19 protein-coding genes are annotated in these 24,078 nt (G+C 70.8%); 10 read left to right on the forward strand and 9 right to left on the reverse strand.

The window, feature by feature from the left end; all coding sequences use genetic code 11:
* Positions 1-33 precede the first annotated feature (33 nt).
* Both ACIRHA_RS17485 and ACIRHA_RS17490 read left to right on the forward strand, forming a co-directional pair.
* Positions 34-1,500 carry a sodium:solute symporter family protein gene (locus ACIRHA_RS17485; protein ID WP_403846041.1) on the forward strand — a complete coding sequence of 489 codons (1,467 nt, stop codon included), beginning with the start codon at positions 34-36 and terminating at the stop codon, positions 1,498-1,500.
* Positions 1,497-2,687 (forward strand): NAD(P)/FAD-dependent oxidoreductase, encoded by a 1,191-nt coding sequence (locus ACIRHA_RS17490; protein ID WP_403846043.1) that lies wholly within the window; start codon positions 1,497-1,499, stop codon positions 2,685-2,687. The genes ACIRHA_RS17485 and ACIRHA_RS17490 overlap by 4 nt, the downstream gene beginning before the upstream one ends.
* Positions 2,688-2,736: 49 nt before the next feature.
* Here the strand turns inward: ACIRHA_RS17490 and ACIRHA_RS17495 are convergent, their stop codons facing one another.
* A complete protein-coding gene (locus ACIRHA_RS17495; protein ID WP_403846045.1) occupies positions 2,737-3,921 on the reverse strand; it encodes a 4-hydroxybenzoate 3-monooxygenase in 1,185 nt (394 codons plus the stop codon).
* Positions 3,922-4,232: 311 nt separating this feature from the next.
* Here ACIRHA_RS17495 and ACIRHA_RS17500 point away from each other — a divergent pair, with 311 nt between their 5' ends.
* Complete coding sequence (locus tag ACIRHA_RS17500; protein ID WP_403846048.1) at positions 4,233-5,351, forward strand: NADH:flavin oxidoreductase; 1,119 nt, start codon at positions 4,233-4,235, stop codon at positions 5,349-5,351.
* Between the two features lie 69 nt (positions 5,352-5,420).
* On the opposite strand, the gene ACIRHA_RS17505 is transcribed toward ACIRHA_RS17500, so the two are convergent.
* Complete coding sequence (locus ACIRHA_RS17505; protein ID WP_403846051.1) at positions 5,421-5,759, reverse strand: hypothetical protein; 339 nt, start codon at positions 5,757-5,759, stop codon at positions 5,421-5,423.
* A gap of 157 nt (positions 5,760-5,916) precedes the next feature.
* On the opposite strand from ACIRHA_RS17505, the gene ACIRHA_RS17510 reads away from it, so the two are divergent.
* The 7 genes from ACIRHA_RS17510 (at position 5,917) to ACIRHA_RS17540 (ending at position 14,395) form a co-directional block, all read left to right on the forward strand.
* Positions 5,917-6,108, forward strand: coding sequence for a hypothetical protein (locus tag ACIRHA_RS17510; protein ID WP_403846054.1), 192 nt, complete (start codon positions 5,917-5,919; stop codon positions 6,106-6,108).
* 158 nt (positions 6,109-6,266) lie between these two features.
* Complete coding sequence (locus ACIRHA_RS17515; RefSeq protein WP_403846057.1) at positions 6,267-7,424, forward strand: carbohydrate kinase family protein; 1,158 nt, start codon at positions 6,267-6,269, stop codon at positions 7,422-7,424.
* Between the two features lie 11 nt (positions 7,425-7,435).
* Positions 7,436-8,848 (forward strand): extracellular solute-binding protein, encoded by a 1,413-nt coding sequence (locus tag ACIRHA_RS17520; RefSeq protein ID WP_403846060.1) that lies wholly within the window; start codon positions 7,436-7,438, stop codon positions 8,846-8,848.
* The gene (locus ACIRHA_RS17525; protein WP_403846063.1) at positions 8,845-9,744 is read left to right on the forward strand and encodes a carbohydrate ABC transporter permease; all 900 of its coding nucleotides are present in this window, start codon (positions 8,845-8,847) and stop codon (positions 9,742-9,744) included. Before ACIRHA_RS17520 ends, ACIRHA_RS17525 begins: the two co-directional genes overlap by 4 nt.
* Positions 9,741-10,562 (forward strand): carbohydrate ABC transporter permease, encoded by an 822-nt coding sequence (locus tag ACIRHA_RS17530; RefSeq protein WP_403846066.1) that lies wholly within the window; start codon positions 9,741-9,743, stop codon positions 10,560-10,562. The genes ACIRHA_RS17525 and ACIRHA_RS17530 overlap by 4 nt, the downstream gene beginning before the upstream one ends.
* A gap of 8 nt (positions 10,563-10,570) precedes the next feature.
* Positions 10,571-11,698, forward strand: a complete 1,128-nt coding sequence (locus ACIRHA_RS17535; protein ID WP_403846068.1) for a helix-turn-helix domain-containing protein — start codon at positions 10,571-10,573, stop codon at positions 11,696-11,698.
* A 30-nt stretch (positions 11,699-11,728) separates the two neighbouring features.
* Entirely contained in the window at positions 11,729-14,395 is a 2,667-nt protein-coding gene (locus ACIRHA_RS17540) for an alpha/beta hydrolase fold domain-containing protein (RefSeq protein WP_403846072.1), read from the forward strand.
* Between the two features lie 63 nt (positions 14,396-14,458).
* Here the strand turns inward: ACIRHA_RS17540 and ACIRHA_RS17545 are convergent, their stop codons facing one another.
* Genes ACIRHA_RS17545 through ACIRHA_RS17575 form a run of 7 tightly spaced genes read right to left on the reverse strand, consistent with a single transcriptional unit; the run spans position 14,459 to position 23,950 of the window.
* Complete coding sequence (locus ACIRHA_RS17545; RefSeq protein WP_403846075.1) at positions 14,459-16,894, reverse strand: glycoside hydrolase family 2 protein; 2,436 nt, start codon at positions 16,892-16,894, stop codon at positions 14,459-14,461.
* Positions 16,891-18,156, reverse strand: coding sequence for an alpha-L-fucosidase (locus tag ACIRHA_RS17550; RefSeq protein ID WP_403846078.1), 1,266 nt, complete (start codon positions 18,154-18,156; stop codon positions 16,891-16,893). Before ACIRHA_RS17550 ends, ACIRHA_RS17545 begins: the two co-directional genes overlap by 4 nt.
* A 32-nt stretch (positions 18,157-18,188) precedes the next feature.
* Positions 18,189-19,220, reverse strand: a complete 1,032-nt coding sequence (locus ACIRHA_RS17555; RefSeq protein WP_403846081.1) for an ABC transporter ATP-binding protein — start codon at positions 19,218-19,220, stop codon at positions 18,189-18,191.
* The gene (locus ACIRHA_RS17560; protein WP_403846083.1) at positions 19,207-20,244 is read right to left on the reverse strand and encodes an ABC transporter ATP-binding protein; all 1,038 of its coding nucleotides are present in this window, start codon (positions 20,242-20,244) and stop codon (positions 19,207-19,209) included. The genes ACIRHA_RS17555 and ACIRHA_RS17560 overlap by 14 nt, the downstream gene beginning before the upstream one ends.
* Complete coding sequence (locus tag ACIRHA_RS17565; protein WP_403846085.1) at positions 20,241-21,209, reverse strand: ABC transporter permease; 969 nt, start codon at positions 21,207-21,209, stop codon at positions 20,241-20,243. The genes ACIRHA_RS17560 and ACIRHA_RS17565 overlap by 4 nt, the downstream gene beginning before the upstream one ends.
* A complete protein-coding gene (locus ACIRHA_RS17570) occupies positions 21,206-22,279 on the reverse strand; it encodes an ABC transporter permease (protein ID WP_403846088.1) in 1,074 nt (357 codons plus the stop codon). Before ACIRHA_RS17570 ends, ACIRHA_RS17565 begins: the two co-directional genes overlap by 4 nt.
* A 3-nt stretch (positions 22,280-22,282) precedes the next feature.
* Complete coding sequence (locus ACIRHA_RS17575; protein WP_403846091.1) at positions 22,283-23,950, reverse strand: ABC transporter substrate-binding protein; 1,668 nt, start codon at positions 23,948-23,950, stop codon at positions 22,283-22,285.
* Positions 23,951-24,078: the final 128 nt, after the last annotated feature.

The following is a 24,078-nucleotide window of genomic DNA, read 5'->3' on the forward strand; positions in this document are numbered from 1 at the left end:
CTTCCCCCTGCCCTCCCCATGGAGCGTGACCCCTTGCCGCACCACTCCACCGCTCAAATAGCCGCGATCGTCGTCGCGGGCCTTGTCATCATCGCCGCCGGGGCACTGCTCTCGGTGTACTTCGGCCGCCGCGCGAAAAACTCCGCCGACTGGCTCTCCGCGCCGGAGTCGCTGCCCCTCATCGTCGTCGTCATCACCCAGTTCGCGACCGCGGCGGGCGGCGGCGTACTGATCGCCCACGTCGGCATCGCGTACGCCTCCGGCTGGTCGGTCTTCGCGTACGAACTCTGCGTCGTGCTGGGCTTCTTCGGGCTCGCCCTGACCGCGCGCTGGCTGCGGGACCAGGGCTTCGGCACCGTCCCCGATGTCGTCACCCGACTGTTCGGGCGCAGCCGGGTCGTCGTCGCGCTCGCCGGGGTGTGCGCCCTGGTCGTCCCCTTCGGCTGGCTGGCCACCCAATTCGTCGCGTTCTCCCAGCTGTTCGGGCAGCTGACCGGGCTCTCGCCGAGTCTGCTGATCGCCGTCATCGCCGCCGGTTCGCTGCTGTTCGTGCTGCCCGGCGGGCTGACATCGGTGGCCTGGACGGACTTCGTCTTCGGTATCTTCAAGATCGTGATGTCGCTCGTGGTCGCCGCCTACGCCGTCCATCTCGCGGGCGGCTGGAGCGGCATCACGACACACGTACCCGAGCGGCTGTGGCAGCCGTCCGGCCTGTTCGCCGCCGGTGGTGACCAGGTGTGGCTGTGGGTGGCCGCGATCCTGCCCGGCACTCTCACCAACCAGCTCTACTACCAGCGCATCTTCGCCACCAAGAACGTCTCCGACGCCCGCCGCGGCATCGTCCTCAGCGGGCTCACCATCCTCGTCGGCGGTGTCTACGCGGCCGCCATCGGCCTCTCCGTCCGCGCCCAGCACCCCGGCCTGAGCAACCCCGAGGAGGCGGCGGGCTGGCTGATCACTCAGCTTCCGCCACTCCTCCTGGTCACCTACGGCGCGTTCCTCGTGGCCACCATCGTCTCGACCTCGGGCAGCGCGTTGCAGTCGGTCGTCACCAGCCTGGTGCGCGACCTGTACAGCAGCGTCGTGGGCGGGCGGCGCACCGACCGCCGCATGGTGACACTCTCCCGGCTCTGTACGGTCGCGGTCACCGCGATCGCCGCCGTGCTCGCCATTTCCTTCCCGACCGCGCTCACGTGGCTCGTCGCCACCTACGCGTACTCGGCCGCCGCGCTCGCCGCACCGCTCTTCCTCGGCTACGCGCTGCGCCGCCGGTTCCGGCTGACACCTTCAGCCGCGCTCGCCGCGATGCTCGCGGGGCTCGCGGGCTGCGGCGCGGCCCAACTCGCCGACACCGTCGTGCCGTACGCGGTGTACGGCATCGCCGCCTCCACCGTCGTCCTGCTCGGCTGCGCCCTCGCCTCGGGCCGTCCGACGGCCTCCGTGCCCGCCCAGTCCTCCCCCGTCCCCGCCCCCTCACCGGAAGGCAGCACCTCCGCATGACCGCACCCACCCCCCGCATCGCCGTCATCGGCGCCGGAGTCCTCGGCACCGCGACCGCCCGCGTCCTCGCCCTGCGCGGCGCCGCTGTCACCCTCTACGAGCGCACGGGATTCGCCGCCGGGACGACCGGCACCACGTTCGCCTGGGTCAACTCCCATGCCAAGAACCCGACTTCGTACCACGAGCTGAACATGGCGGGTGTCGCCGAGCATCACGCGCTGCGGGAGGCGGGCGGCCCGGCGCCGGACTGGTTCTTTCCGTCCGGGAACCTGGAGTGGGCGGCCGACGACGTGGGCGACGCACGCCTCGCGGACGCCCTCGAAGTCCTGGAGGGCCGCGGCTACCCCTGGCGGTGGCTGAAGCCGGACCGGGCCCGCGAGCTCGTGCCCGACCTGCGCGTCCCCGACGAGGTGCGGCGCATCGCGTACTTCCCGGAGGAGGGCCACGTCCTGCCGCACCCGCTCGTCGCCCGCCTGTGGGGCGAGGCCCGCGACCACGGCGTCGAGCTGCGCTGCCCGGCCGACGTGACCGGCATCGACGAGCGCGCCTGTGACGTGCGGGTCGAACTGGCCGACGGCACCAGCGAGACCTTCGACCTGGTCGTCAGCGCGACCGGGCGGTGGAGCGAGCGGACGGCGGCGCTGACCGGGGTGTCACTGCCCATGGCGGACGCCACCGAGCCCGGCTCGGCCACGGTCGGCCTCCTCGGCTACACCTCCCCGACGGCGACGCGCCTCGACGCGGTGCTCACCACGCCACGCCTCAACGTCCGCCCGGACGGCGGCGGCCGCCTCGTCGTCCAGGGACTCGACCTGGACAAGGACGCCGACCCGGCCGCGCCCCCGCCGGTCGACGGTCCACACGCCACCCAACTCCTCGACCGGCTCGCGGACTTGCTGCACGGCACGCGCGGCACACGCCTCGAATCGTTGCGGGTGGGCCAACGGGCCCTCCCCGCAGACGGCCTCACGGTCGCGGGCCGGCTGCGCCCGGACGGCAGGGTCTACGCGCTGGCGACGCACAGCGGCATCACGCTCGGCCCGCTGCTCGGACGCCTCGCGGCGCACGAGCTGCTGACCGGCGAACGGGACCCGCTCCTCGCCGACTTCGCCCCGGACCGCCTCACGGGTGCGGCCCCGGACTCCTTCGGAGAACTGGAGCGTCCGCGCTTCGCGGGCCAGCAGTAATCCGGTCGGGGCAGCCGCGGCTCCGACCGCGGGACACCGACAGCCCCGGCTACTCCGTGAGCGATGGACCCATGTACTGCTCCGCGAAGGACCGTACGTACGCGGGGTCGTCTCGCAGCCGCTGCCACCGCGCCCGCCGCAACCGGTCGCGGTAGGCGGCGTGCGGGGTGCCGGGCTCGTCGGCGTGCAGGAGTTCCAGCATGGTGTGGCTGAACTCCTGCACCTGCCACACGTCGGCCAGGCGCCGCCGGGAGTACGCGGCCAGCACCGCCGCCAGGGGCTCCTCACCCGCGAAGTGGCCCGGAAGGGCCGAGGCGAGATCGGCGGCGTCGGCCATCGCGAGGTTCATGCCCTTGCCCCCTGAGGGCGGCACGATGTGCGCGGCGTCGCCGAGCAGCACCACCCGCCCGTGGTGCATGGGTTCCACGACCTTGGTGTGCATGTCCACGATGGCCCGGTCCAGGACGGGACCTTCGTTCAGCGTCCAGTCCGGCAGGTCGAGCCGCGTGTGCAGTTCCTTCCAGATCCGTTCGTCCGGCCAGTGATCGAGGGTGTCACCGGCGGGTATCTGGAGGTACATGCGCGTGACGTCGCGGGAGCGCAGCATGTGTCCCGCGAAGCCGTCGGGGTGCTGGGCGTACACGGTGTGCCCGGCGGACGGCGGTGCCTCGACGAGCGCACCGAGGAGGCGTGCGTCGTGCGGGACGTCGTACCGGGTGAAGGCCTCGTCCGGCAGCGCCGCGCGGGTCGGCCCGTGCCACCCGTCGGCGCCGGCGACGAGGTCCGCGCGGATCACGGTGCCGTCGGCGCACACGACCCGTGGCGCCGCGTCCGGTACGACATCGGTGACCGGGGTGCCGAGCAGCAGGGTGCCGCCCTCGCCCACGTACGCGTCCAACAGGTCGGCCACGACGTCCTGTTGGGGGTAGACATAGCTGGGCGCGTCGCCGCACCACTCCTCGTAGTCCACGGTGACGCGCTCGCCCTCGGCGTGTATCTCGCAGCGCTTGTGCGCGAGGCCTTCCGCGCGCAGCCGGGCGGACAGGCCGTGCCGGTCGAGCAGTTGCACGGTCCGCCGTTCCAGGAAACCGGCCCGCGACCGCGCCAGCAACTGCTCCCGCGTGAACTTGTCGACCACCACACAGTCGATCCCACGCCGCCGCAACAACACACCGAGCGTCAGCCCGGCGGGACCCGCTCCGACGACAACCACACTCGTGTCGACCGTACGCACCAGCTCTCACTCCCTCTGCGAGGCCGGGAGGGGGGAGACCGGCCGCGTCGCAGCACGGTACGGGAGTGATCAACACGGTTGATCGGCAGGTCCGCCCGCCGTCCGTGGCCGGGATCACAGCACGGTGCCGCCCGCTCGCGGAATGCGCGCGGGAGGTGGCGCGGTTGCCATCGAAGATCGCCGTTTGTGCAGCGCCGCACAGCTGAGTTGCGCGGCGCCGCACAGCCGAGTCGTGCGGCGCTGCACAGCCGAGCGGCACCGATATCCCTTATGTCCGTAATCCCGTATGCCCGTACTTTTGAGGAGCACCCGTGGCCGACCCCACGTCCCGCGCCGCCGAGATACTCTCCCGCCCCATCACGCTGAACGGCCTGACGGTGCCGAACCGCATCGCGATGGCTCCGATGACCCGCATGTTCTCGCCGGACGGCATCCCCGGTGAGGATGTGCGCTCGTACTACGCGCGGCGGGCCGCCGCGGGCGTCGGCCTGATCATCACCGAGGGCACCTACGTGGGCCACGACTCGGCCGGCGACAGCGACCGGGTGCCGCGGTTCCACGGCGAGGAGCAGCTGGCCGGCTGGGCGAAGGTCGCCGAGGACGTGCACGCCGCGGGCGGCACGATCGTTCCGCAGCTGTGGCACATCGGCATGGTGCGCAAGGCGGGACAGCCGCCCTTCGCCGACGCCGAGCCCGTCGGCCCCTCCGGGATCCGCGTGGACGGCACCGAGGGCGAGGGTCGCGCGATGACGCGGGCCGACCTCGACGATGTCATCGGCGCCTTCGCGCAGGCCGCCGCCGACGCGGAGCGGATCGGTCTCGACGGTGTCGAGGTGCACGGCGCGCACGGCTATCTGCTGGACCAGTTCCTGTGGGCGGGGACCAACCGCCGTGACGACGCCTACGGTGGCGACGCCGTGGCCCGTACGAAGTTCGCCGCCGAGGTCGTGGCCGCGATCCGCGAGCGGGTCTCCGCCGAGTTCCCGATCATCTTCCGCTACTCGCAGTGGAAGCAGGAGGCGTACCGCGCGCGGCTCGCCGAGACCCCCGAGGAGCTTGAGGCCGTCCTCGCCCCGCTCTCGGCGGCCGGTGTCGACGTCTTCCACTCCTCCACCCGCCGCTACTGGCACCCGGAGTTCGACGGCTCGGACCTGAACCTGGCGGGCTGGACCAAGAAGCTCACCGGCAAGCCGACCATCACCGTCGGCTCCGTCGGTCTCGACGGCGACTTCCTGCGCGGCTTCGCGGGCGAGGGCTCGCCCCTCAAGGGCATCGACGACCTTCTCGACAGCCTGGAGCGTGACGAGTTCGACATGGTCGCGGTCGGCCGTGCCCTGCTCCAGGACCCGCAGTGGGCGGCGAAGGTCCTCGCCGGGCGCGTCGACGAGCTGAAGCCGTACGACGCGGCGGCGCTCAAGACGCTGAGCTAGGCCTGTCGTCATCCCCCTGTACGGCGGTGCCGGCCGGCACCGCCGTACAGGGGGAATGGTCGGGACCGTTCAGGCAGGTAGGGCGTCTCCGGGGAAGCCGTGGCACGGGTGGACCTCGCAGCGCATCATCCCGGCCCGTACGCAGGGGTCCCCGGCCATGATCTCCGCGGCTTTCTCGGCCGGCACGGTCATGATCGCGGCGCCGGCCACGGTGTCGGAGGCGACCGGACACAGGATCGCGATCACCCCCTCGGCGCGCAGCGACACCATGCGTCGCTGGTGTTCGAGTTCGATCGCTTCCGCGCCGTCCATGGCCCGCTCCGGTCCCCACTGAAGGAGCGCCAGGCTGTAGGGCTTCGCGGTCGCGGCCAGTGCCTGAATCTGCTCGTCGGTCACGCTCGTGCTCATGAAGTCTCCTTGCGTCTCGATGCGCTCGGCCAACGAGACGATGTTCCCTCGGGCCCGTGGACGAAGGCCATCCGCCGCACGCTCTCGTCTTCGCGGACTTTTCACGGCAGTCGGCGGGCGTGGATTGTTGCCGGGGACGGGAAGGAGCTTGCGGGCCGTGGCGCCCCACAGTGGTGTCGATGCCTGGACGGACAAGTCCGTGGGTGCCGCGTTCGTTCTCGTCTTCGTCTACGCGGGGGTGACCGTGCTGTTGTCCGGCACCGCCGCGCTCATGCTGCGGGCCACGCCGACCGCTGAACTGCCGCGCGGTGAGCCCCGGTTCGCGACCACCGGGAGCGTCGTCCGCTGACCGCGCCTCCTCCTCCGCCCGCGCGCACACCGCTTCCACGCCGAAGGGGCGTCCGCCCTCCCGCCACGCGGCCGGAGGGCGGACGTCCCTACGTCATACGCAGAGGGAGAGCCCGCGCAAAGATAAGCAACTTCTTGCAACTCCCTGGCCGGAAGTGCATGGTATCGATCATCGTCGCGCTGAATCGGCCGACGTCTGCGAACAGGGAGGGGACCGCTGTGAGTCCGAGCAGGGCGGTGTGCGACTGCATCGATCCGCTGGCTGAGGTGCGTGCCACCGGCGACCCCGAACACGACGTGTTCCTCACCGGAACCGTCTTCATGGACCTGGTCTTCACCGGGCTCGACGGAGCCCCGCGCATCGGCACCGAGAACTGGGCCCGCGGCATGGGCTCCAGCCCCGGCGGCATCGCCAACATGGCCACCGCGCTCGCCCGCCTGGGCCTGCGCACCACACTGGCGGCGACGTTCGGCACCGACCTGTACGGCGACTACTGCTGGGAGTCGCTCGCCGACGTCGAGCGCGTCGACCTCACCCACTCGCAGCGCCTCCCCGGCTGGCACTCGCCGCTGACGGTCTCCATGGCGTACGACGGCGAGCGCACCATGGTGACGCACGAGCACCCGGCGCCCCCGCTGGAGCACACCGTGCCGCGCGCCCGCGCCGGTGTGGCCTCGCTCGAACCGGACCGTGAGGACGCCTGGTTGCGGCAGGCGCACGAGCAGGGTGCCCGGATCTTCGCGGATGTGGGCTGGGACGAGTCGGGCCGCTGGGACACCGCGACGCTGACCGGACTCCCGTACGCCCACGCCTTCCTCCCCAACGCCACCGAGGCGCTGCACTACACGCGTACCGACACCCCGCGGGACGCGGTGGCCAGGCTGGCCGACCTCGTGCCGATCGCCGTGGTCACCAAGGGCCCCGAGGGCGCGGTCGCCGTCGACTCGCTCACCGGGGAGCACGCCGACGTACCGGGGCTGCGCGTGGAGGCGCTCGATCCGACCGGCGCCGGGGACGTGTTCATGGCCGGGTTCGTGACCGGCACCCTCGCCGGGTGGCCGCTCGCCGACCGCCTGGCCTTCGCCAACCTCACGGCCGCCCTGTCCGTGCAGCACTTCGGCGGTTCACTGTCCGCGCCGGGCTGGGTCGAAGTGGCCGCCTGGTGGGGCGAGTTGACCGTGCGGGCCAAGGCCGGCGACGCCGCCGCCTCCGAACTGGCAGGCCGCTACGGCTTCCTGCACGACCTCGTCCCCGCCCGCCTGCACGAGGTGGCCCGCCGCCGCGCCACACCGACCCTCGGCTTCCGCGCCGCGTAGGAGACATCACCATGAGCTCAAGATTCACGCGGCGGTCGATGCTCGCGGCCGCCCTCGCCGTCGGCGCCGCGAGCTGCACACCGGGCACCGACGGTTCGGGCGCCGTGACCGGTGACACCGCGCCGGGCGGCAGCAACGGCATACCCGACCCCGCGAAGGCCGGGAACGTCACGCTGCACGTGTGGGACCAGGAGACCCGCGGCGGCACCAACGCCGAGATCGAGCAGCTCAACAAGGAGTTCCAGCGGAAGTACCCGAACGTCACGATCAAGCGGGTGTCGCGGAGCTTCGACGACCTCAAGACGACGCTCAAGCTGGCCCTGTCCGGCAACAACCCGCCCGATGTCGTCCAGGCCAACCAGGGCTACCCGGACATGGTGGCGTTCGTCGAGGCCGGCCTGCTCACACCGCTCGACAACTACGCGGGCATCTACGAGTGGAACACCCGCTACCCGACCACGCTCCTCAACCTCAACCGGGTCTCCGTGGCGGAGCCGGGCGCGTCCCGCCGCTTCGGCACCGGCCGCCTCTACGGGATCTCGCAGACCGGCGAGTTCGTGGGCCTCTATTACAACAAGAAGGTCCTGAAGCAGGCGGGCGTTCAACCCCCGCGCACCTGGGCCGAGTTCATCGACGGCCTCGAGAAGCTCAAGGAGTCCGGGGAGCTCCCGATCCAGTTCGGCAACCTCGACAAGTGGCCCGCGATCCACACCTTCGGCATGCTCCAGGACCAGCAGGGCGCCGAGCAGGCCCGTGACACGGTCCTCGGCGACGGCGAGGGCTTCGACACCTCCCGTACGACGAAGGCGGCCACCACGCTGACCGACTGGCTGGACCGCGGCTACCTCCCCAAGGACGCCAACGGGCTCGGCTACGACGACGCCAACAAGAAGTTCATGGCCGGGCAGGGCGCGTACACGATCACCGGCACATGGATGCTGGCCGATCTGAAGAAGAAGCTCGGCGACGATCTCGGCGTCATGCCCCCGCCCCCGCCCACCGCGGGCGGCAAGCCGGTCACCACCGGCGGCCAGGGCCTGGCCTGGTCGGTCACCTCGCGCTCCGCGCACCCCGATGTCGCGGCCGCCTACCTGGACTTCATCACCAGCGAGCACGCGGCGGACGTGATGACGGAGAACGGGGTGCTGCCGGCAGTCCCCGGAAAGGCGGCGGACGCCCTCGACCCGAAGTCACCGGACGGCCAAATGGTGGCCGGTTGGCGGCAGTTGACGTCGGCGGACGGCCTGGCGCCGTACCTGGACTACGCGACGCCCACGTTCTACGACACGAGCTCCGCGGCTCTGCAGGACCTCATCGCGGGCAAGACCTCGCCGCGGGAATTCGCCCGCAAACTCCAGGCCGACTACGCCCCGTTCATCAACAAACAGCACGGCAAGGGCAGTTCGGGAGCGTCGGGCTCGTGACCAAGAGTGTGCACACATCGAGCCGGGCGCCCGGCGAACCCCGCTCCATCGGCTACCTCTACGTCCTGCCCGCGCTGGCGGTCTACGGCCTGTTCCTCCTGTACCCCTTCGGCCAGGCAGTGGGCCTGTCCTTCCTCCACTGGGACGGGCTGACCCGGGCCACGTCGGCAGGCCTGGACAACTACTCGGCACTCTTCACGGACCCGACCCTGCGCGCCCCCTTCGGCCACGCGCTGGTACTGCTGCTGTTCTACGCGGCGCTGCCGGTGGCCATCGGCCTGCTGCTGGCGGCGACGATGTCCCGGATCCGGGTCCGCGGCCTGACCTTCTTCCGTACGGTGCTGTTCCTGCCGCAGGTCCTTGCCATGGTCGTCGTCGGTGTGGCCTGGCGCTCGATCCTGGCCCCGGACGGCCTGCTCAACGACGTGCTGCGGGGCGTCGGCCTCGACGGCCTGGCCCGCCCGTGGCTGGGCGACGACACATGGGCGCTGCCCGCCGTGGGTGTCGTCGGCACCTGGGTCATGACCGGCCTGTGCATGGTCCTCTTCCTCGCGGGAGCGCAGCGCATTCCGCGCGAGCTGTACGAGGCGGCGCGGCTCGACGGAGCGGGCGCGGTGCGGGAGTTCCTCGCGGTGACGCTGCCCGGCCTGCGGGGCGAGATCTCGGTCGCCCTGACCCTCACGATCATCGCGGGCCTGCGCAACTTCGACCTGATCTACATCACCACGGGCGGCGGCCCCGGCAACGCCACCTCCGTACCGGCCTACGAGGTGTACCACCGTGCCTTCGAGCTGAACGAGGTCGGTTCGGCGGCCGCCATCGGCGTGGCACTCACCGTCCTCATCTTCGCCCTGACCGTCACGGTCTCCCGTCTCGTCGAAGGGCGCCGCGCATGACCTCCCGTATCGAACGCACCGCCACGTACGCGATCCTGGCGCTCTTCGCGGCCCTGGCACTGACCCCGGTGGTCGGCATCCTCTCCACCGCCTTCTCCTCACCCGACGCGGTCGGCGGCGGCTTCACCCTCCCGGACAGCGTCCACTGGTCCAACTTCCAACAGGCGTGGCAGCGCGCCCACTTCAGCACCTACCTCGGCAACTCGATCCTGGTCACACTGGCGGTCGTCACGGCGGCCACCATCCTGTCCATCCTGGCCGCGTACGCCTTCGGCACGATGCGCTTCCCCGGCTCGACGCTGCTCTTCTACCTGTTCGTCCTCGGCCTCACGCTCCCCCAGGAGGCGCTGGTCGTCCCGCTCTACTTCGACCTGCGGTACTTCCACCTCACGGACACCTACTGGGCGCTGATCCTGCCCCAGACCGCGCAGTCCCTCGCGTTCAGCGTGTTCTGGATGCGGACGTACTTCAGGAACAGCGCCCACTCGGTCATCGAGGCGGCGCGCGTCGACGGCGCGGGGTCGTGGACCACGCTGTGGCGCATCCTCGTCCCGATGGGCCGCCCGGCCATCACCACGCTCATCGTGATCACGTTCATGTGGACGTGGAACGAGTTCCTGATGGCCCTGGTCATGATCAGCGACGAGTCCCTGCGCACGGTCCCCCTGGGCCTGGCCTTCTTCCAGGGCCAGCAGAGCGCGGACACAACCTTGCTGGCGGCGGCGTCGGTGCTGATCGCGCTGCCGGTGGTGGTCGTGTACGTGGCCTTGCAGCGGAAGTTCATCGAGGGGATGTTGGGTGGGGCGGTGAAGGAGTAGGGGGCGCCGTGTCGCACACGCTCGACCTTGAGGCGGTCCTGCGGCTCATCGACGACCTGGCCGAGTCCGACGCGAACCCGGGCGTTCTTCTGGACCGCACCGCCACCGCCCTCGGACGCCCCGTCGGAATCCGTACCGAGCAGGGCGAGGTCTGGACGGGGGCTCCTCATGGCCGTCCGCCCGACCCGGTCGTGCCCGGCCTGGTGGTGACCCGCGACCTACCCGGCACCGGGCAAGTCTGGATCGACACCGACGGCCTCCCGCTGACCGGAGCCGAGACCGCGCTGCTGCTGCGTCGGCTCGGGATCGCGGCGAAGGTCGCCCTGCTGGGGCGTGTTCCGGCGGCTCATCCCGTCGAGGACGGCGTCGCGCTCCGGTCCGCTGTCGATGCCGGCGTCGCCCCGGCGGAACGGGCCCGTACGTGGCTGCGGTTCGGGATCGGCGAAACGTCCGTCGTGACGGTGTTCGCGCTGACAGGGCCGGCCGGGGCCGCCGGGGCGTTCGTCGACGGGCTGCGGGGCCGAACACCCGTCGTGCTGCACGCCACCGTCGGCACGATCGAGTTGGTGGTCGCGAAGGAGCTCGACCCCGATGACGTTCCGGGTGTGCCGGTCGGCGCCCGCGCGGCGTTCGCCGGGCCCTGTCCCGCCGCTGACGCGCCACGGGCCTGGCAACGGGCACGTTCCGCACTGCGGTTCGCCCGCCCCAGCACGCGGGCGCATGGACCGTACGCCGTCGAGGAGGCGGCGCTCGTCGACGCGGCCGGACTCGGCGGGTACGCGCTGCTCGCCGAGACGTTGAGCGCCGAGCAGATCGCCCCCGTGCCCGATGTCCGGCAGCTAGGCCTGCTGGTCGACGACCACGGTGACGACATGCTGGTCTGCCTGGAGGCGGTCGCCGCCACCGACTCCGTGCGCAAGGCCGCCCGCCTGCTGCACCGGCACCACAACTCGGTCGCGTACCGGGTGGAACGCGCCCAGCGCTACCTCGGGTTCAGCTTCACGGAACCGTACGGGCGCACCCGGCTGTTCCTGGCCCTGGTACTTCGGCGGCTTCAGGAGTCCGGCGACCTCTTTCAGGCCGGAGGCACGACGGGCGGGACAGATGGCTCGTCAACCGAGCCACCTGCCCAATGACGTGCCTCACACGTTCTGACGATCCTGCTGATGATCGGCCCAACCGAGCCCGGCGCCCCGTCGCCGGGAAGGGAGTGGTGGTGCACCATGCGGCAGGCTCAGCAGACCAGGCAGACTCCTCAGTACGACGCCATCGTGATCGGTGCCGGGTTCGCCGGCATGTATCTCCTGCACCGGCTCCGCGACGACCTCGGCCTGCGGGTGCGGGTCTTTGAGCGCGGCGACGGCGTCGGCGGAACCTGGTACTGGAACCGGTATCCCGGCGCCCGGTGCGACGTCGAGTCGATGTTCTACTCGTACTCCTTCTCCGAGGAACTTCAGCAGGAGTGGGAGTGGACCGAGCGCTATCCGTCCCAGCCCGAGATCCTCCGCTACGCCGAGCATGTGGCCGACCGCTTCGAGCTGCGCGGGGACATCGAGTTCAACACCTCGGTACGGGGCGCCGATTACGACGCGGCGGCCGATACCTGGACCGTGACGCTGGAGGACGGGCGCCGGGTGAGCGCGACCTACCTCGTCACCGCCGTCGGCTGTCTGTCCGCCTCCCGTGTGCCGGACTTCGCGGGCCTCGACTCCTTCACCGGTCCCACGTTCCACACCGGCCGCTGGCCGCACGAGGGCGTCGACTTCAGCGGGCGGCACGTCGCCGTCATCGGCACAGGGTCCTCCGGCATCCAGGCCATCCCGGTGATCGCCGAGCAGGCCGCGCACGTCACCGTCTTCCAGCGCACCCCGAACTTCTCCGTCCCGGCGCACAACAGGCCACTCGATCCCGACGAGCAGCGCCGCGTGAAGGCCGGCTACCGCGAGCTGCGCGCCGAGGCCCGCGCCTCGGCCTCCGGAGTCGTCGTCCCGCCGCCGCTCGGCAACGCCCTCGACCTCGACGAGTCCCGCCGCACCGCCGAGCTCGACCAGCGCTGGGCCTTCGGCGGCACCACCTTCATGGGCGCCTTCGAGGACACCGGGATCGACGAATCGGCCAACGCCGTCTCCGCCGACTACGTACGCGACCGCATCCGCGCCGTCGTCGAGGACCCTGCCGTCGCCGAACTCCTCTGCCCGACCAACCACCCCATCGGCACCAAGCGCATCTGCGTCGACACCGGCTACTACGCGACGTACAACCGCGACAACGTGACGCTGGTGAGCCTGCGCGACCAGCGGATCGAGCGCATCACACCCCACGGCCTGCGGGTCGGCGGCGTCGACCACACCGTGGACGCCATCGTCTTCGCCACCGGGTACGACGCCATGACCGGGCCGCTCGACGCGATCGACATCCGCGGGCTCGACGGTGCCGCGCTGCGCGAGGAGTGGGCCGCCGGGCCGCGCACATATCTCGGGGTCGCCTCGGCCGGCTTCCCGAACCTGTTCATGATCACCGCGCCGGGCAGCCCGTCCGTCCTCAGCAACATGATCGTCTCCATCGAGCAGCACGTGGACTGGATCACCGACGCGATCGACCACGCGCGCCGGACCGGTGTCGTCCGGATCGAGGCAGAGCGCGACGCCCAGGACAAGTGGGTCGATCACGTCAACGAGGTGGCGCAGCAGACCCTCTACCCGCGGGCCGCGTCCTGGTACATGGGCGCCAACATCCCGGGAAAGCCCCGGATCTTCATGCCGTACGTCGGCGGGGTCGGCCCCTACCGTGAGATCTGCGACGAGGTCGCCGAGGACGGCTACCGCGGCTTCGCCCTCACCCGCGCAACGCCCGGTCTGCCGGCCGGCACCCGCCACCTGGTCGACCCGGAGATCGCGCCGCTCCTGGACGCCTTCCCGCCGCTCGGTCTCGGTCCGGACACCCTGCCCCTGGCCCGCGAGGCCACGCGGACACCTGTGCCGGACGCGCCCGACCCGCAGGCGCTCCACCCGGACATCACGACGACCGAGCGATCGGTACCGGGCTTCGAGGCCGGCGACCCCGAGGTGCGTGTCCTCCACTACGAACCCAAGGCCCGCCCCGCGCCCGCCACCACCACCGCCGCGCTCGTATGGATCCACGGCGGCGGCTACGTGCTCGGCACGGCCGACGCCGACGAGATCCTGTGCCGCCGGATCGCCACGGAGACCGGCGTCCAGATCGTCTCGGTCGACTACCGGCTCGCCCCCGAGACCCGGGCGCCCGGGCAGGTCCACGACTGCTACGCCGCGCTGCGCTGGGTGCACGACCACGCCGCCGACCTCGGCGTCGACCGCGAACGGATCGTGATCGGCGGCGCGAGCGCAGGAGGCGGGCTCGCCGCTGCCCTCACGCTCCTCGCCCGCGACAGGGGCGAGATACCCGTCTCGTTCCAGCTCCTCATCTATCCGATGCTCGACGACCGCACCTCCAGCACGGTCGACGCCCACCCGCACGCGGGCGAGTTCATCTGGACCCCGGCCGACAACCGCTTCGGCTGGGCTTCCCTCCTGGGTCACGAGCCCGGCGGGGGTGATGTCTCGCCGTACGCCGCCGCGGCCCGCGTCGAGTCGGTCGCGGGCCTCCCGCCCACCTACGTGAGCGTCGGCGCGCTCGACCTGTTCCTGGAGGAGGACGTCGCGTACGCCACGCGTTTGATCCGTGCCGGGGTGCCGACCGAACTGCACGTGTATCCGGGGGCGTACCACGCGTACGACATGGTCCCGGACGCCCGTGTGACGCAGGCGTACTTCCGTGACTTCATCGGGGCGCTGGGGCGGCACGTGAACGGCTGAGCCCGCCGCAGACCGGCTGCGGGCAGCCGACGGAATCCGCCGGCTGCCCTGCCGTCACCACGGTCAGAACAGCTCGTTGCGGGTGCGCACGGACACGGACTCGTCCCCCGGCAGCCGGACGTCCTCGCGTTCCGGGCGCAGCACGACCGTCCCCGTCTCCCCCGGCAGCAGCGTCAGGAGCGCCGTGTCCGCGCGCATGCCCGGGGCCTCCACGATCAGGTCACCGATCGCGACTCCCGCTGTCAGGTGCACGAGCGCGTGGTCCGCCTTTCGCTCGACGGAGCACTTGACGTCGGGGGCCGGCCAGCGGACGCCGTCGTCGCGTACGAAGGCGTGGATGGCGCGGTCGGCTCCCTCGGTCTCCGCGACCACCAGTTCCTCGCGGCGCCGGCCCGCCTGGGTGATCCGTGGGCCCACGGGGAGGGCGAGGACCGTGCGCGCGGGAACGATGAACTCCCCTTCCGTGCGGGCCACTTCGCCGTCCACGACGTGGACGCGACGGAGTGCCAGCTCACCCGTCCACGGCTCGTCCGTGTCGTTGACGAGGACGGCGCTGAGGCCTGCCTCCCTCGGCTGGAGCGTCACGAGGCGGTCGGCGAAGGCGCCGCGCACCGCGTACCAGGCGGGTTTGGGGCGGCCGCCGTGGTCGATCAGGGACCAGGAGAGGGCCGGCCAGACATCATTGAGCTGCCAGATCAGGGAGCCGGCCGTGCGCGGCCACCACGAGCGGTGGTGTTCGACGGCGGTGCGCAGGGCGTGGGCCTGGTTGAGGCTGGTGGCCAGGTGCCAGCGGTCGGTGTACGTGGCGATGCCCGCCGGGTCGGGGAAGCGACCCTTCAGGCGGTCCACGAGGTTGCGTTCGCCGCCGGGTTGCTTCTGGTGCGCCAGGAGGGCCGGGTCGTCGGGACGGTCGGGCAGTGTGCTGAGCGCCTCGGTCAGCGTGGCCCGGGTGGCCGGGGCCTGCCAGCCGAACTCGGCGGCGAAGCGCGGGATCTGGTCCCGGTAGTGGGCGTAGTCGAGGAGGTTCCAGGTGTCCCAGAGGTGGGTCGGGCCGTCGCCGGGCACCTGCGGGTGGACGCCGGGCTCGCTCGCCACGGGGCTGTTCACGACGTACACGGCGCCGGGCGCGTGGGCCTCCACGGCGGCCGGGAGCAGCTCGCGGTAGTAGCCCTCGCCCCAGGTGCGGTCCCGGATCTGCGCGCGCCAGCCCCAGTCCTCGTGGCCGAGCAGGTTCTCGTTGGCGCCGTTCCAGACGACGACGCTCGGGTGGGCCGCGAGGCGTCGGACGACGTCGTCGGCCTCGGCCACGACCTCCGAGCGCAGCGGCTCCTCCTCGGGGTAGGCGGCGCACGCGAACGCGAAGTCCTGCCAGATCAGGACGCCGCGCTCGTCGCACGCCGCGTAGAAGGCCTCGTCCTCGTAGATGCCGCCGCCCCAGACGCGCAGGGTGTTCATGTTGGCGGCGCAGGCCTGGTCGACGCGCGTCTCGTAGCGGGCGGGGGTGATGCGGGAGACGAAGAGGTCGTCGGGGATCCAGTTGGCGCCCTTGCAGAACACCGGGCGGCCGTTGACCCGCAGCGTGAACGCGCGGCCGTGCTCGTCCGGTGCCGTGTCGATGGCGATGTGCCGGAAGCCGACGCGGTGGTGGGTCTCCTGGAGGACCTTCCCACCCCCGTCCAGCAGCCGCACGCTCGCTTCGTACCGCGTGGGCGCACCGTAGCCGCGCGGCCACCAGAGGCCCGGGGTCGGGACGTCAAGAGCCAGTTTGCGAGGCCCTGTTGAGTCGATCGCGAAGCGCTCCGTGCGCCCCGCGACATCGACCTCGGCCTCGCAGGGGCCGCCCTCCACGTCGAGACCGACGACGAGCGTTCCGCGCCGCAGGTCCTCGTCCAGGGTCGTGGTGACATCGACGTCCGCGCGGGCCGTGTCCCACACCTCGAGGCGTACGTCCCGCCAGATCCCGGCGGTGACGAGCGTGGGACCCCAGTCCCAGCCGCCCTCGCAGGCCATCGTGCGCAGTTCGTTGTACGGGTACGTCCAGTCGTACGGCAGCGGGTCGTCGCCTGCCGCCTCCGTCATCGCCCGCGCGGACGAGGCGAAGCGCACGGCCAGCTCATTCGTCCCGGAGCGTACCGCGTCGGTCACGTCGAAGCGGTAACGGCGGTGCATATTGCGGGTGTTGCCGACCTCCGTGCCGTTGACGAGGACCGTAGCGATCGTCTGGAGTCCGTCGAAGACGAGGTGCACGCGGGAGCCGTCGGGCCGGGCGGCCAGGTCGAACTCTCTGCTGTACTCCCAGTCGGTGAGCCCGACCCACTGTGCCGCCGCCTCGTTCGTGCCGAGGAACGGGTCGGCGATGACTCCGGCCCGCATCAGGTCGGTGTGTGCGCATCCCGGCACGACCGCCGGCACCTCGATGTCACCGGCCTCGCCGGTGTCACTGGTGCTACGGAGCGTCCAGCCCTCACCCGTCAGTTCCACGATTCCGTGCCCTCTCATGCGTCCGGCCGATCCGTCGGCGCGCGGTATCCCTCGGGAACCTTCGGCAGCTCCCGTACTCCCGTCTCGAAGACCTCGACGGACTCCAACACCACTTCGTCGCCTACGACTTCGACGCTCAGCTCGGCGGCCGTCACCGGCTCGGTGAGATGGATGCGTCCGGCGCCCACGGTGAGCCCTTCGGCGAGGACGCGGCCTCCGGCCGACACCACATGGCGTACGACGCGCTGCCCGTCGGTGAGGTCCTCGCGCAGCCGGACGTGGTCGAAGGTGACCGGCTCCCCGAAGGAAGCCGTCCAGGTGTCGCCGCGGGTCAGCTCGGCGGTGGCGGCCGGTGTCCCGAAGCGGCGCTCGACCTCGGCGCCGAACTCCGCCACCCGCGCGGCGTCGGCGTCCGGAATCCGGCCGCGCGTGTCGGGCGGCAGGTTGAGCAGGAGGTTCGCGCCGAGGCCCACGGACCGGTAGTGGATGGCGAGCAGGTGCTCCAGGGACTTGGGCTCGTCGTCGGGGTGCCAGAACCAGCCGCGCCGGATCGACACGTCGCACTCGGGCGGCAGGTAGAGCGCCTCCGCGAACTCGGCGGTGACGACCGTGTAGTTGCTCATCTGAGTGTGGTCGACGACGTACTCGACGGGGTCCGCCGCGAGCCCGTCCTCGTTGCCCACCCAGCGGATCGTCGGGTCACCCATGTTGAACACCATGGCGTCGGGCTGGTGTTTGCGGGCGACGGCCATGATGGCGGTCCAGTCGTACGCGTAGCCGTCCGAGCCCGCACCGTCGAACCACAGCTCCATCAGCGGCCCGTACGAGGTGCACAGCTCGCGGATCTGCTCGGTGTAGAGCTTGGTGTACGCGGCCGGGTCGGCGTACTCGGGCGCGTGGCGGTCCCACGGCGAGAGGTACACGCCGAAGCCGAGCCCGGCCGCCCGGCAGGCCGCCGCCAGTTCGCCGACGACATCGCCCTTCCCGTCCTTCCACGGCGCGGAGGCGACGGAGTAGTCGGTGGTCTTCGTCGGCCAGAGGCAGAAGCCGTCGTGGTGTTTCGCGGTGATGATCGCGTAGCGGGCGCCGGCCGCGCGGGCGGCCTCGACCCACTGCTCGGCGTCGAGGTCGGTGGGGTCGAAGGACGACGCCGGGAGAGTGCCGTCACTCCACTCCTGGCCATGGAAGGTGTTGATGCCGAAGTGGAAGAAGGCGCCGGTGTTGGCACGCTGCCAGGCGAGTTGGTGCGGTGTCGGTGCGAGGGGGGCGTCGGATCGCAACGCGGGTCCTTTCGGGGTCGTACGGGCCGGACTCAGGCGTACTGCTCGTCCTGCGCCCAGCAGTGCACCCAGTGGCTGTCGTCGACGTGGGTCCTGGCCGGGAAGGCCGTGGCGCACACCGGTTTGGCCAGGGGGCAGCGAGTGCGGAAGCGGCAGCCGGAGGGCGGGTCGACCAGGCTCGGGGGTTCGCCGAGGGTCTCCTCGTCATCGGAGTCGACGCCGTCCGGCTCGTCGAGGAAGCCGCCGCGGTCGGGGTCGGGCGCCGACTCCAACAGGAGCTTGGTGTATGGGTGTTGGGGGTTGGCCACGAGTTCGTCGCCGGGTCCGGACTCGACGAGCTGGCCCGCGTACAGGACCTTGATCTCGTCGGCGAAGTAGCGGGCGCTGGCGATGTCGTGGGTGATGTAGAGGATCGCCAGGCCCTCGTCGTCGCGGAGCTTTCCGAGCAGGTTGAGGATGTCCAGGCGGATGGAGACGTCCAGCATGGAGATCGGCTCGTCGCCGAGGAGCACCTTGGGGCGGGCGGCGAGCGCGCGGGCGATGGCGATGCGCTGGCGCTGGCCGCCGGAGAGCTCGTAGGGGAACTTGTCGATGAACTGGTCGGCGGGTGTGAGGTTGACGCGTTCGAGGAGCTGGAGGATCTGGCGCTCCGTGTCCTCGGCGCCGGACGCCAGGCCGTGCAGCTTGAGGGGGCGGCTGAGGATGTAGCGGATCTTGTGGACCGGGCTGAGCGAGGAGAACGGGTCCTGGAAGATCATCTGGACCTGGCGGTAGTACGCACGCTTCGCCTTCGCCGTGCGGGCCTTCTTGACGACGTCGCCGTCGAGCCGGATCTCGCCCTCGGTGGGCGGGTAGGCGAGCGCGAGCATCCGGGCGAGCGTCGACTTTCCGCTGCCGGACTCGCCGACGAGCGCGGTGATGCGGCCCTTGTGCAGGGCGAGCGAGGTCGGCTCGACGGCCTTGACCTCCTTGCCGTGGCCGCCGGGCCCGTGCATCGGGAAGCGCTTGACGACCTCGCGGGCCTCCAACACCGGTGCCGGGAGGGTGGATTCAGGTGCGGGCATGGCGGTCCTCGGCTTCCGGGGTCGTCGTGGCGGGGTGCCGGTGGAGGTGGCAGGCGACGTCGCCGGCGTCACCGAGCTGCAGCAGGACCGGCTCCTCCTGGTCGCAGGCGGCCAGGCGCTGGGTGCAGCGCGGGTGGAAGGAGCATCCCGGCGGCGGGGTGCGAAGGCCGGGCGGCGAGCCGGGGATGCCGGTGATCTCGCGGCGTTCGCCGTGCAGCGGAGGGAAGGCGCCGCGCAGTGCGGTGGTGTAGGGGTGCTGGGGGTCTTCGTAGAGGCGGCGCGGTGGACCGGTCTCCACGATCTTGCCCGCGTACATCACGGCGATCCGGTCGGCGATCTCGATGAGCAGCGACAGGTCGTGGGTGATGAAGACGACCGAGAAGCCCAACTCTCGCTTCAGGCGGGCTACTTGGCGCAGGATCTGGCGCTGCATGACGACGTCGACGGCGGTGGTCGGCTCGTCCATGACGACGAGGTCGGGTTCACAGGCGAGCGCGAGGGCGATGGTGGCGCGCTGGCGCATGCCGCCGGACAGTTCGTGCGCGTAGGAGCGCAGCCGGTCGGCGGGGATGCCGACCATGCCGAGCAGCTCCCCCGCCCGCTCCCAGGCCTCCTTCTTCGACAGGCCCCGGTGCTTGCGCAGCACGTCGGCGAACTGGGTGCCGAGGCGGAGCACCGGGTTGAGGGCGTTCATCGCGCTCTGGAAGACGATGGCGACCTTCTCCCAGCGCAGCGCGGCCAGTTGACGCTCGGTCAGGCGCAGGATGTCGGTGTTGTCGGCGCCGTCGTGGCCGTGCAGGACCACCGAGCCGCCGGTGGTGACGGCCGGCGGCCGCTCCAGGCGGGTCATGGCGGTGACCAGGGTGGACTTTCCGCAGCCGCTCTCGCCGACGATGCCGAGGGTCTCGCCGCGGCGCAGGGTGAGGTCGACGCCGCGGACGGCGTGCACCGGGTTCTCCTGGTCGAAGTAGTCGACGTGCAGATCGCGGACGGTGAGCAAGGGCGAGCCGAGCGTCCCACTCATGAGGTGGCCTCCTTCACGGGCGTGGCCTGGGCGGGTACGGCGGCGTCGGCCGTGTGCAGGCGGGCCGCTCGGGCCAGCATCCGTACCTGCTTGGAGGGCTTGCGCAGGCGGGGGTTGGACACCTCGTCGATGCCGAAGTTGACGAGCCCGGCGGCGACCCCGACCAGGGCGATGCAGGCGCCCGGCGGAATGAACCACCACCAGGCGCCGCGGGTGAGCGCGGAGCCGTTCTGCGCCCAGTACAGCATCGAGCCCCAGCTGGTGATGTTGATGTTGCCGAGGCCCATGAAGGAGAGGCCCGCGTCCGCGAACATCGAGCCGACGACCGCGCCGAGGAAGCTGACGGAGATCAGCGGCGCGAGGGACGGGATGAGCTCGCGGGTGATGACACCCCAGCGGCTCTCGCCGGTCATCTCGGCGGCGGCCACGAAGTCCCGGTGCCGCAGGGACAGCGTCTGCGCCCGCTTCTGCCGCGCCGCCCACGGCCACGCGGTGAGCCCGATGACGAGGGCCACGGTGAGCCAGCCGCCGCGCCCCTGCACGTAGCTCGCCACGATGATGAGGAGCGGCATGCCGGGGATGACGAGGAAGATGTTGGTGGCGACGGTCAGGAGCGAGTCCGCCCGGCCGCCGAGGTAGCCGCCCGCGACGCCGACCAGGACCGAGAGCACCGTGGTGACGACGCCCGCGACGAGCCCGACGAGCAGCGAGATCCGGCTGCCGACGACGAGCTGCGCGAAGACGTCCTCGCCGTTGGCCGTGGTGCCCAGCAGGTGTGCCCCTGAGGGTGGCTGCATGGCGCCGCTGGTGTCGACGTCGTCGGGCCGCAGCCCCATCAGGTTCTCCACGACGAACGGGCCGAACACCGCGACCAGGGTGAAGAACACGATGATCGCGATCCCTACGCGGACCTTGACGTTCCCCGGCAGCTTCGGCAGCCGCCGGGCGCGTACCGACTTCGTCATGAGCGGGTCTCCCTCGCGCGCGGGTCGATCAGGCCGTACACCGAGTCCGCGACGAAGTTCGCGGCGAGCACGGTGAGCGAGACGATCAGGAACAGGGCCTGCATCAGCGGGTAGTCGACGCTGGATACGGCCTGGTAGAGCAGATAGCCGACGCCGGGGTAGGAGAAGACGATCTCCACGAGGATCTGGCCGCTGACGGCGGAGCCGATGGTGAGGGCGAAGCCGGCGACGCTGGGCAGGACCGCGTTGCGGGCCGCGTACTGGAACATCACGCGGGCCTTGGACAGGCCCTTGGCGCGGGCGAGGAGCACGTAGTCCTCGGAGACGGTCGTCACCATCATGTTGCGCATGCCGACGAGCCAGCCGCCGAACGAGGCGACGACCATCGTCACGGCCGGCAGGATGCCGTGTTCCAGGACGCTCATCAGGAACGGCCCGTTGAACGCGACCGCCATGTCACCGTCGTACGCGCCGCTGATCGGCAGCCAGTTGAGCTGCACACCGAACGCCATGACCAGCAGCAGCGCGACCCAGAAGAACGGGAGCGCGCCGAGGAACATCGAGGCGGGCGTGATGAAGGAGTCGAAGCGCGAGCCGACGCGGGAGCCCGCGAGGACGCCCATCGAGGTGCCGATGACGAACGCGATCACGGCGGTCAGGCCGACGAGCCCGATCGTCCAGGGCAGGCCGGAGCGGATCACTTCCCACACGGGTGTCGGGTAGTAGGCGACGGACGCGCCGAAGTCGAAGTGGGCGATCTGGCCGAGGTAGGTGACGTACTGGTCCCACAGAGGTGCACCCGGCGCGCCGAACAGCCGGTAGATGCTGGTCACTTGGTCGGCGGACAGGTTCTGCTTCTGCTGCATCTGCGAGATGAGCGCGGAAGCGGGGTCGCCCGGCATCACGCGCGGGATCAGGAAGTTGAGGGTGACGGCGACGGCGGCGGCACCGATGTAGAAGCCGAGGCGCCGCAGGAAGTAGCGGGCGGCGCCGAACCGGCCGCCCGCCGTGCGCCGTGCGGGTGGCGGGGCCTCCGCCGTGGCGGGAGTGAGAACAGGAGCGGTGGCCATCGGTCAGCCCTTCGCCGGGCGCAGGTTGAGCAGGATGCTCATGGCGTCGACGCCGCCGCCCCACGGTGCGGGCTGGGCGTAGGGCTTCTTCTCGCTCGGCCAGCCGGTCCAGTTCTTGCTGTTGTACTCGGAGGAGACGCCGATCGTGATCAGCGGGGCGGCCGGCACGTCCTCGACCATGATCTTCTCGAACTTCGCCGCGTACTTCTTGACGCTCGCGGTGTCGTGGGCGCTCGCCATCTCCTTGAGCAGCGCGTCGGCCTTCTTGCTCTTGTAGTGGCCGTAGTTGGTCCAGATGCCGGCGTTGTCGCTGGAGAGCATGTCCTCGAAGAAGTTGTACGGCGTGGAGTAGTAGACGCCGCCGCCGATCGTGACGTCGAAGTCACCGGTCTTGCGCTTGGCGTCGATCTGCGCGGCCGCGACCGGCTTCACGTTGACGGCGACGCCCGCCTTCTGCAGCTGCGAGGCGACGACCTTGTCGAACTGCACGGCGTCGCCCCACTCCTGCACCTCCATGATGGAGAAGCTGAGCTGCTTGCCGCCGCCGTCGACCAGCTTGCCGTTCTTCTTCGTGTAGCCGGCCTTCTTGAACTCGGCGAGCGCCTTGGCGAGTTCGGCGTTGGGCTGCTCGGCGTCCTTGTACTCGTCGGCGATCCACTTGCCCTGGGTCTTCGAGTCGAGTCCCGTGAGGTTGAGGGTGTTGAACATCCCCGGGTTGGTGACGTTCAGGAGCTGGCTGCGGTCGACGGCCAGCGACAGGCCCTTGCGGACGTGGACGTCATTGAACGGCTTCTTGGTGTGGTTGAAGAAGAGGAACTGGCCGCCGTAGGTGGGGTACCAGGCGTGGTGGTTCTTCGGGTCCTTGTCGACGTACTGCTTCTTGACGTCGGGCACGACGCCGCCGCTCCAGTCGAGTTCCCCGCTGAGCAGCTTGGGCACCTCGGACGCCTGCGTGATGATGGGCGCCTTCACGGTCTTGACCGGGACGTTCTTCTGCTTCCAATAGTCGTCGCGGGCCTCGAAGGTGAGCTGCTGCGGGGTGTACTGCTTGAGCTTGTACGGGCCCGAACCGACCGGGTTCGGGTTGGTGTCCTTCGCTCCGTCCTTCTTCTTCCAGATCTTCTCGGGCACCGGGGTGATCCCGCCGATCCTGTCGATCTTGGAGTAGGCGGGCTTGTCGAAGGTGATCTCGACGGTGTGCGCGTCCGGCGCGGAGGCCTTGCCGAAGTCGAAGGCCCAGGTCGGGGGCAGCTTGTTCTTCTTCACGTAGTTCAGGGTGAACACGACGTCCTGGGCGGTGAGCTTGGAGCCGTCGCTCCAGTTGGCCCGCTCGTCGAGATGGATGGTGATCTTCTTGCCGCCGTCGGCCCACTCGTACTTGTTGGCCAGCCAGGGTGTGAACTTGCCGCCCTCGAGGATGTTGAAGTCGAAGAGCGCCTCGTACTGGAACCCGAAGGTGCCCTGCGTCGGCTTGAGGGCGAACGGGTTGAAGTTGCGGTTGATGGTGGTGCCCGCGAAGCCGAGGTTCGTGGTGAGCGCCCCGCCGCCGGCGGAACCGCCCGCCGGGGTCGGCGCGGCCGAGCAGCCTGACAGGGCGAAGGAGAGGACGGCGGCGCCGACCGCTGCGACGCGGGCGCCGTTACGGAAAGCGGGACGGGACTTCGGATTCATCGGGACTCCCGGGGAGTGTCGGGGACGGGGACGGGGACGGGGGGGCATCGCGTGGGGGGGGGGGGTGACATGACACGGAGCAGACACCGTGGGCCGTTGGCCGTTGGCCGTGGACCGTTCGACATCGT

Origin of the sequence: Streptomyces sp. NPDC102360, from assembly GCF_044766085.1 — a bacterium.
GTDB lineage: Bacteria > Actinomycetota > Actinomycetes > Streptomycetales > Streptomycetaceae > Streptomyces.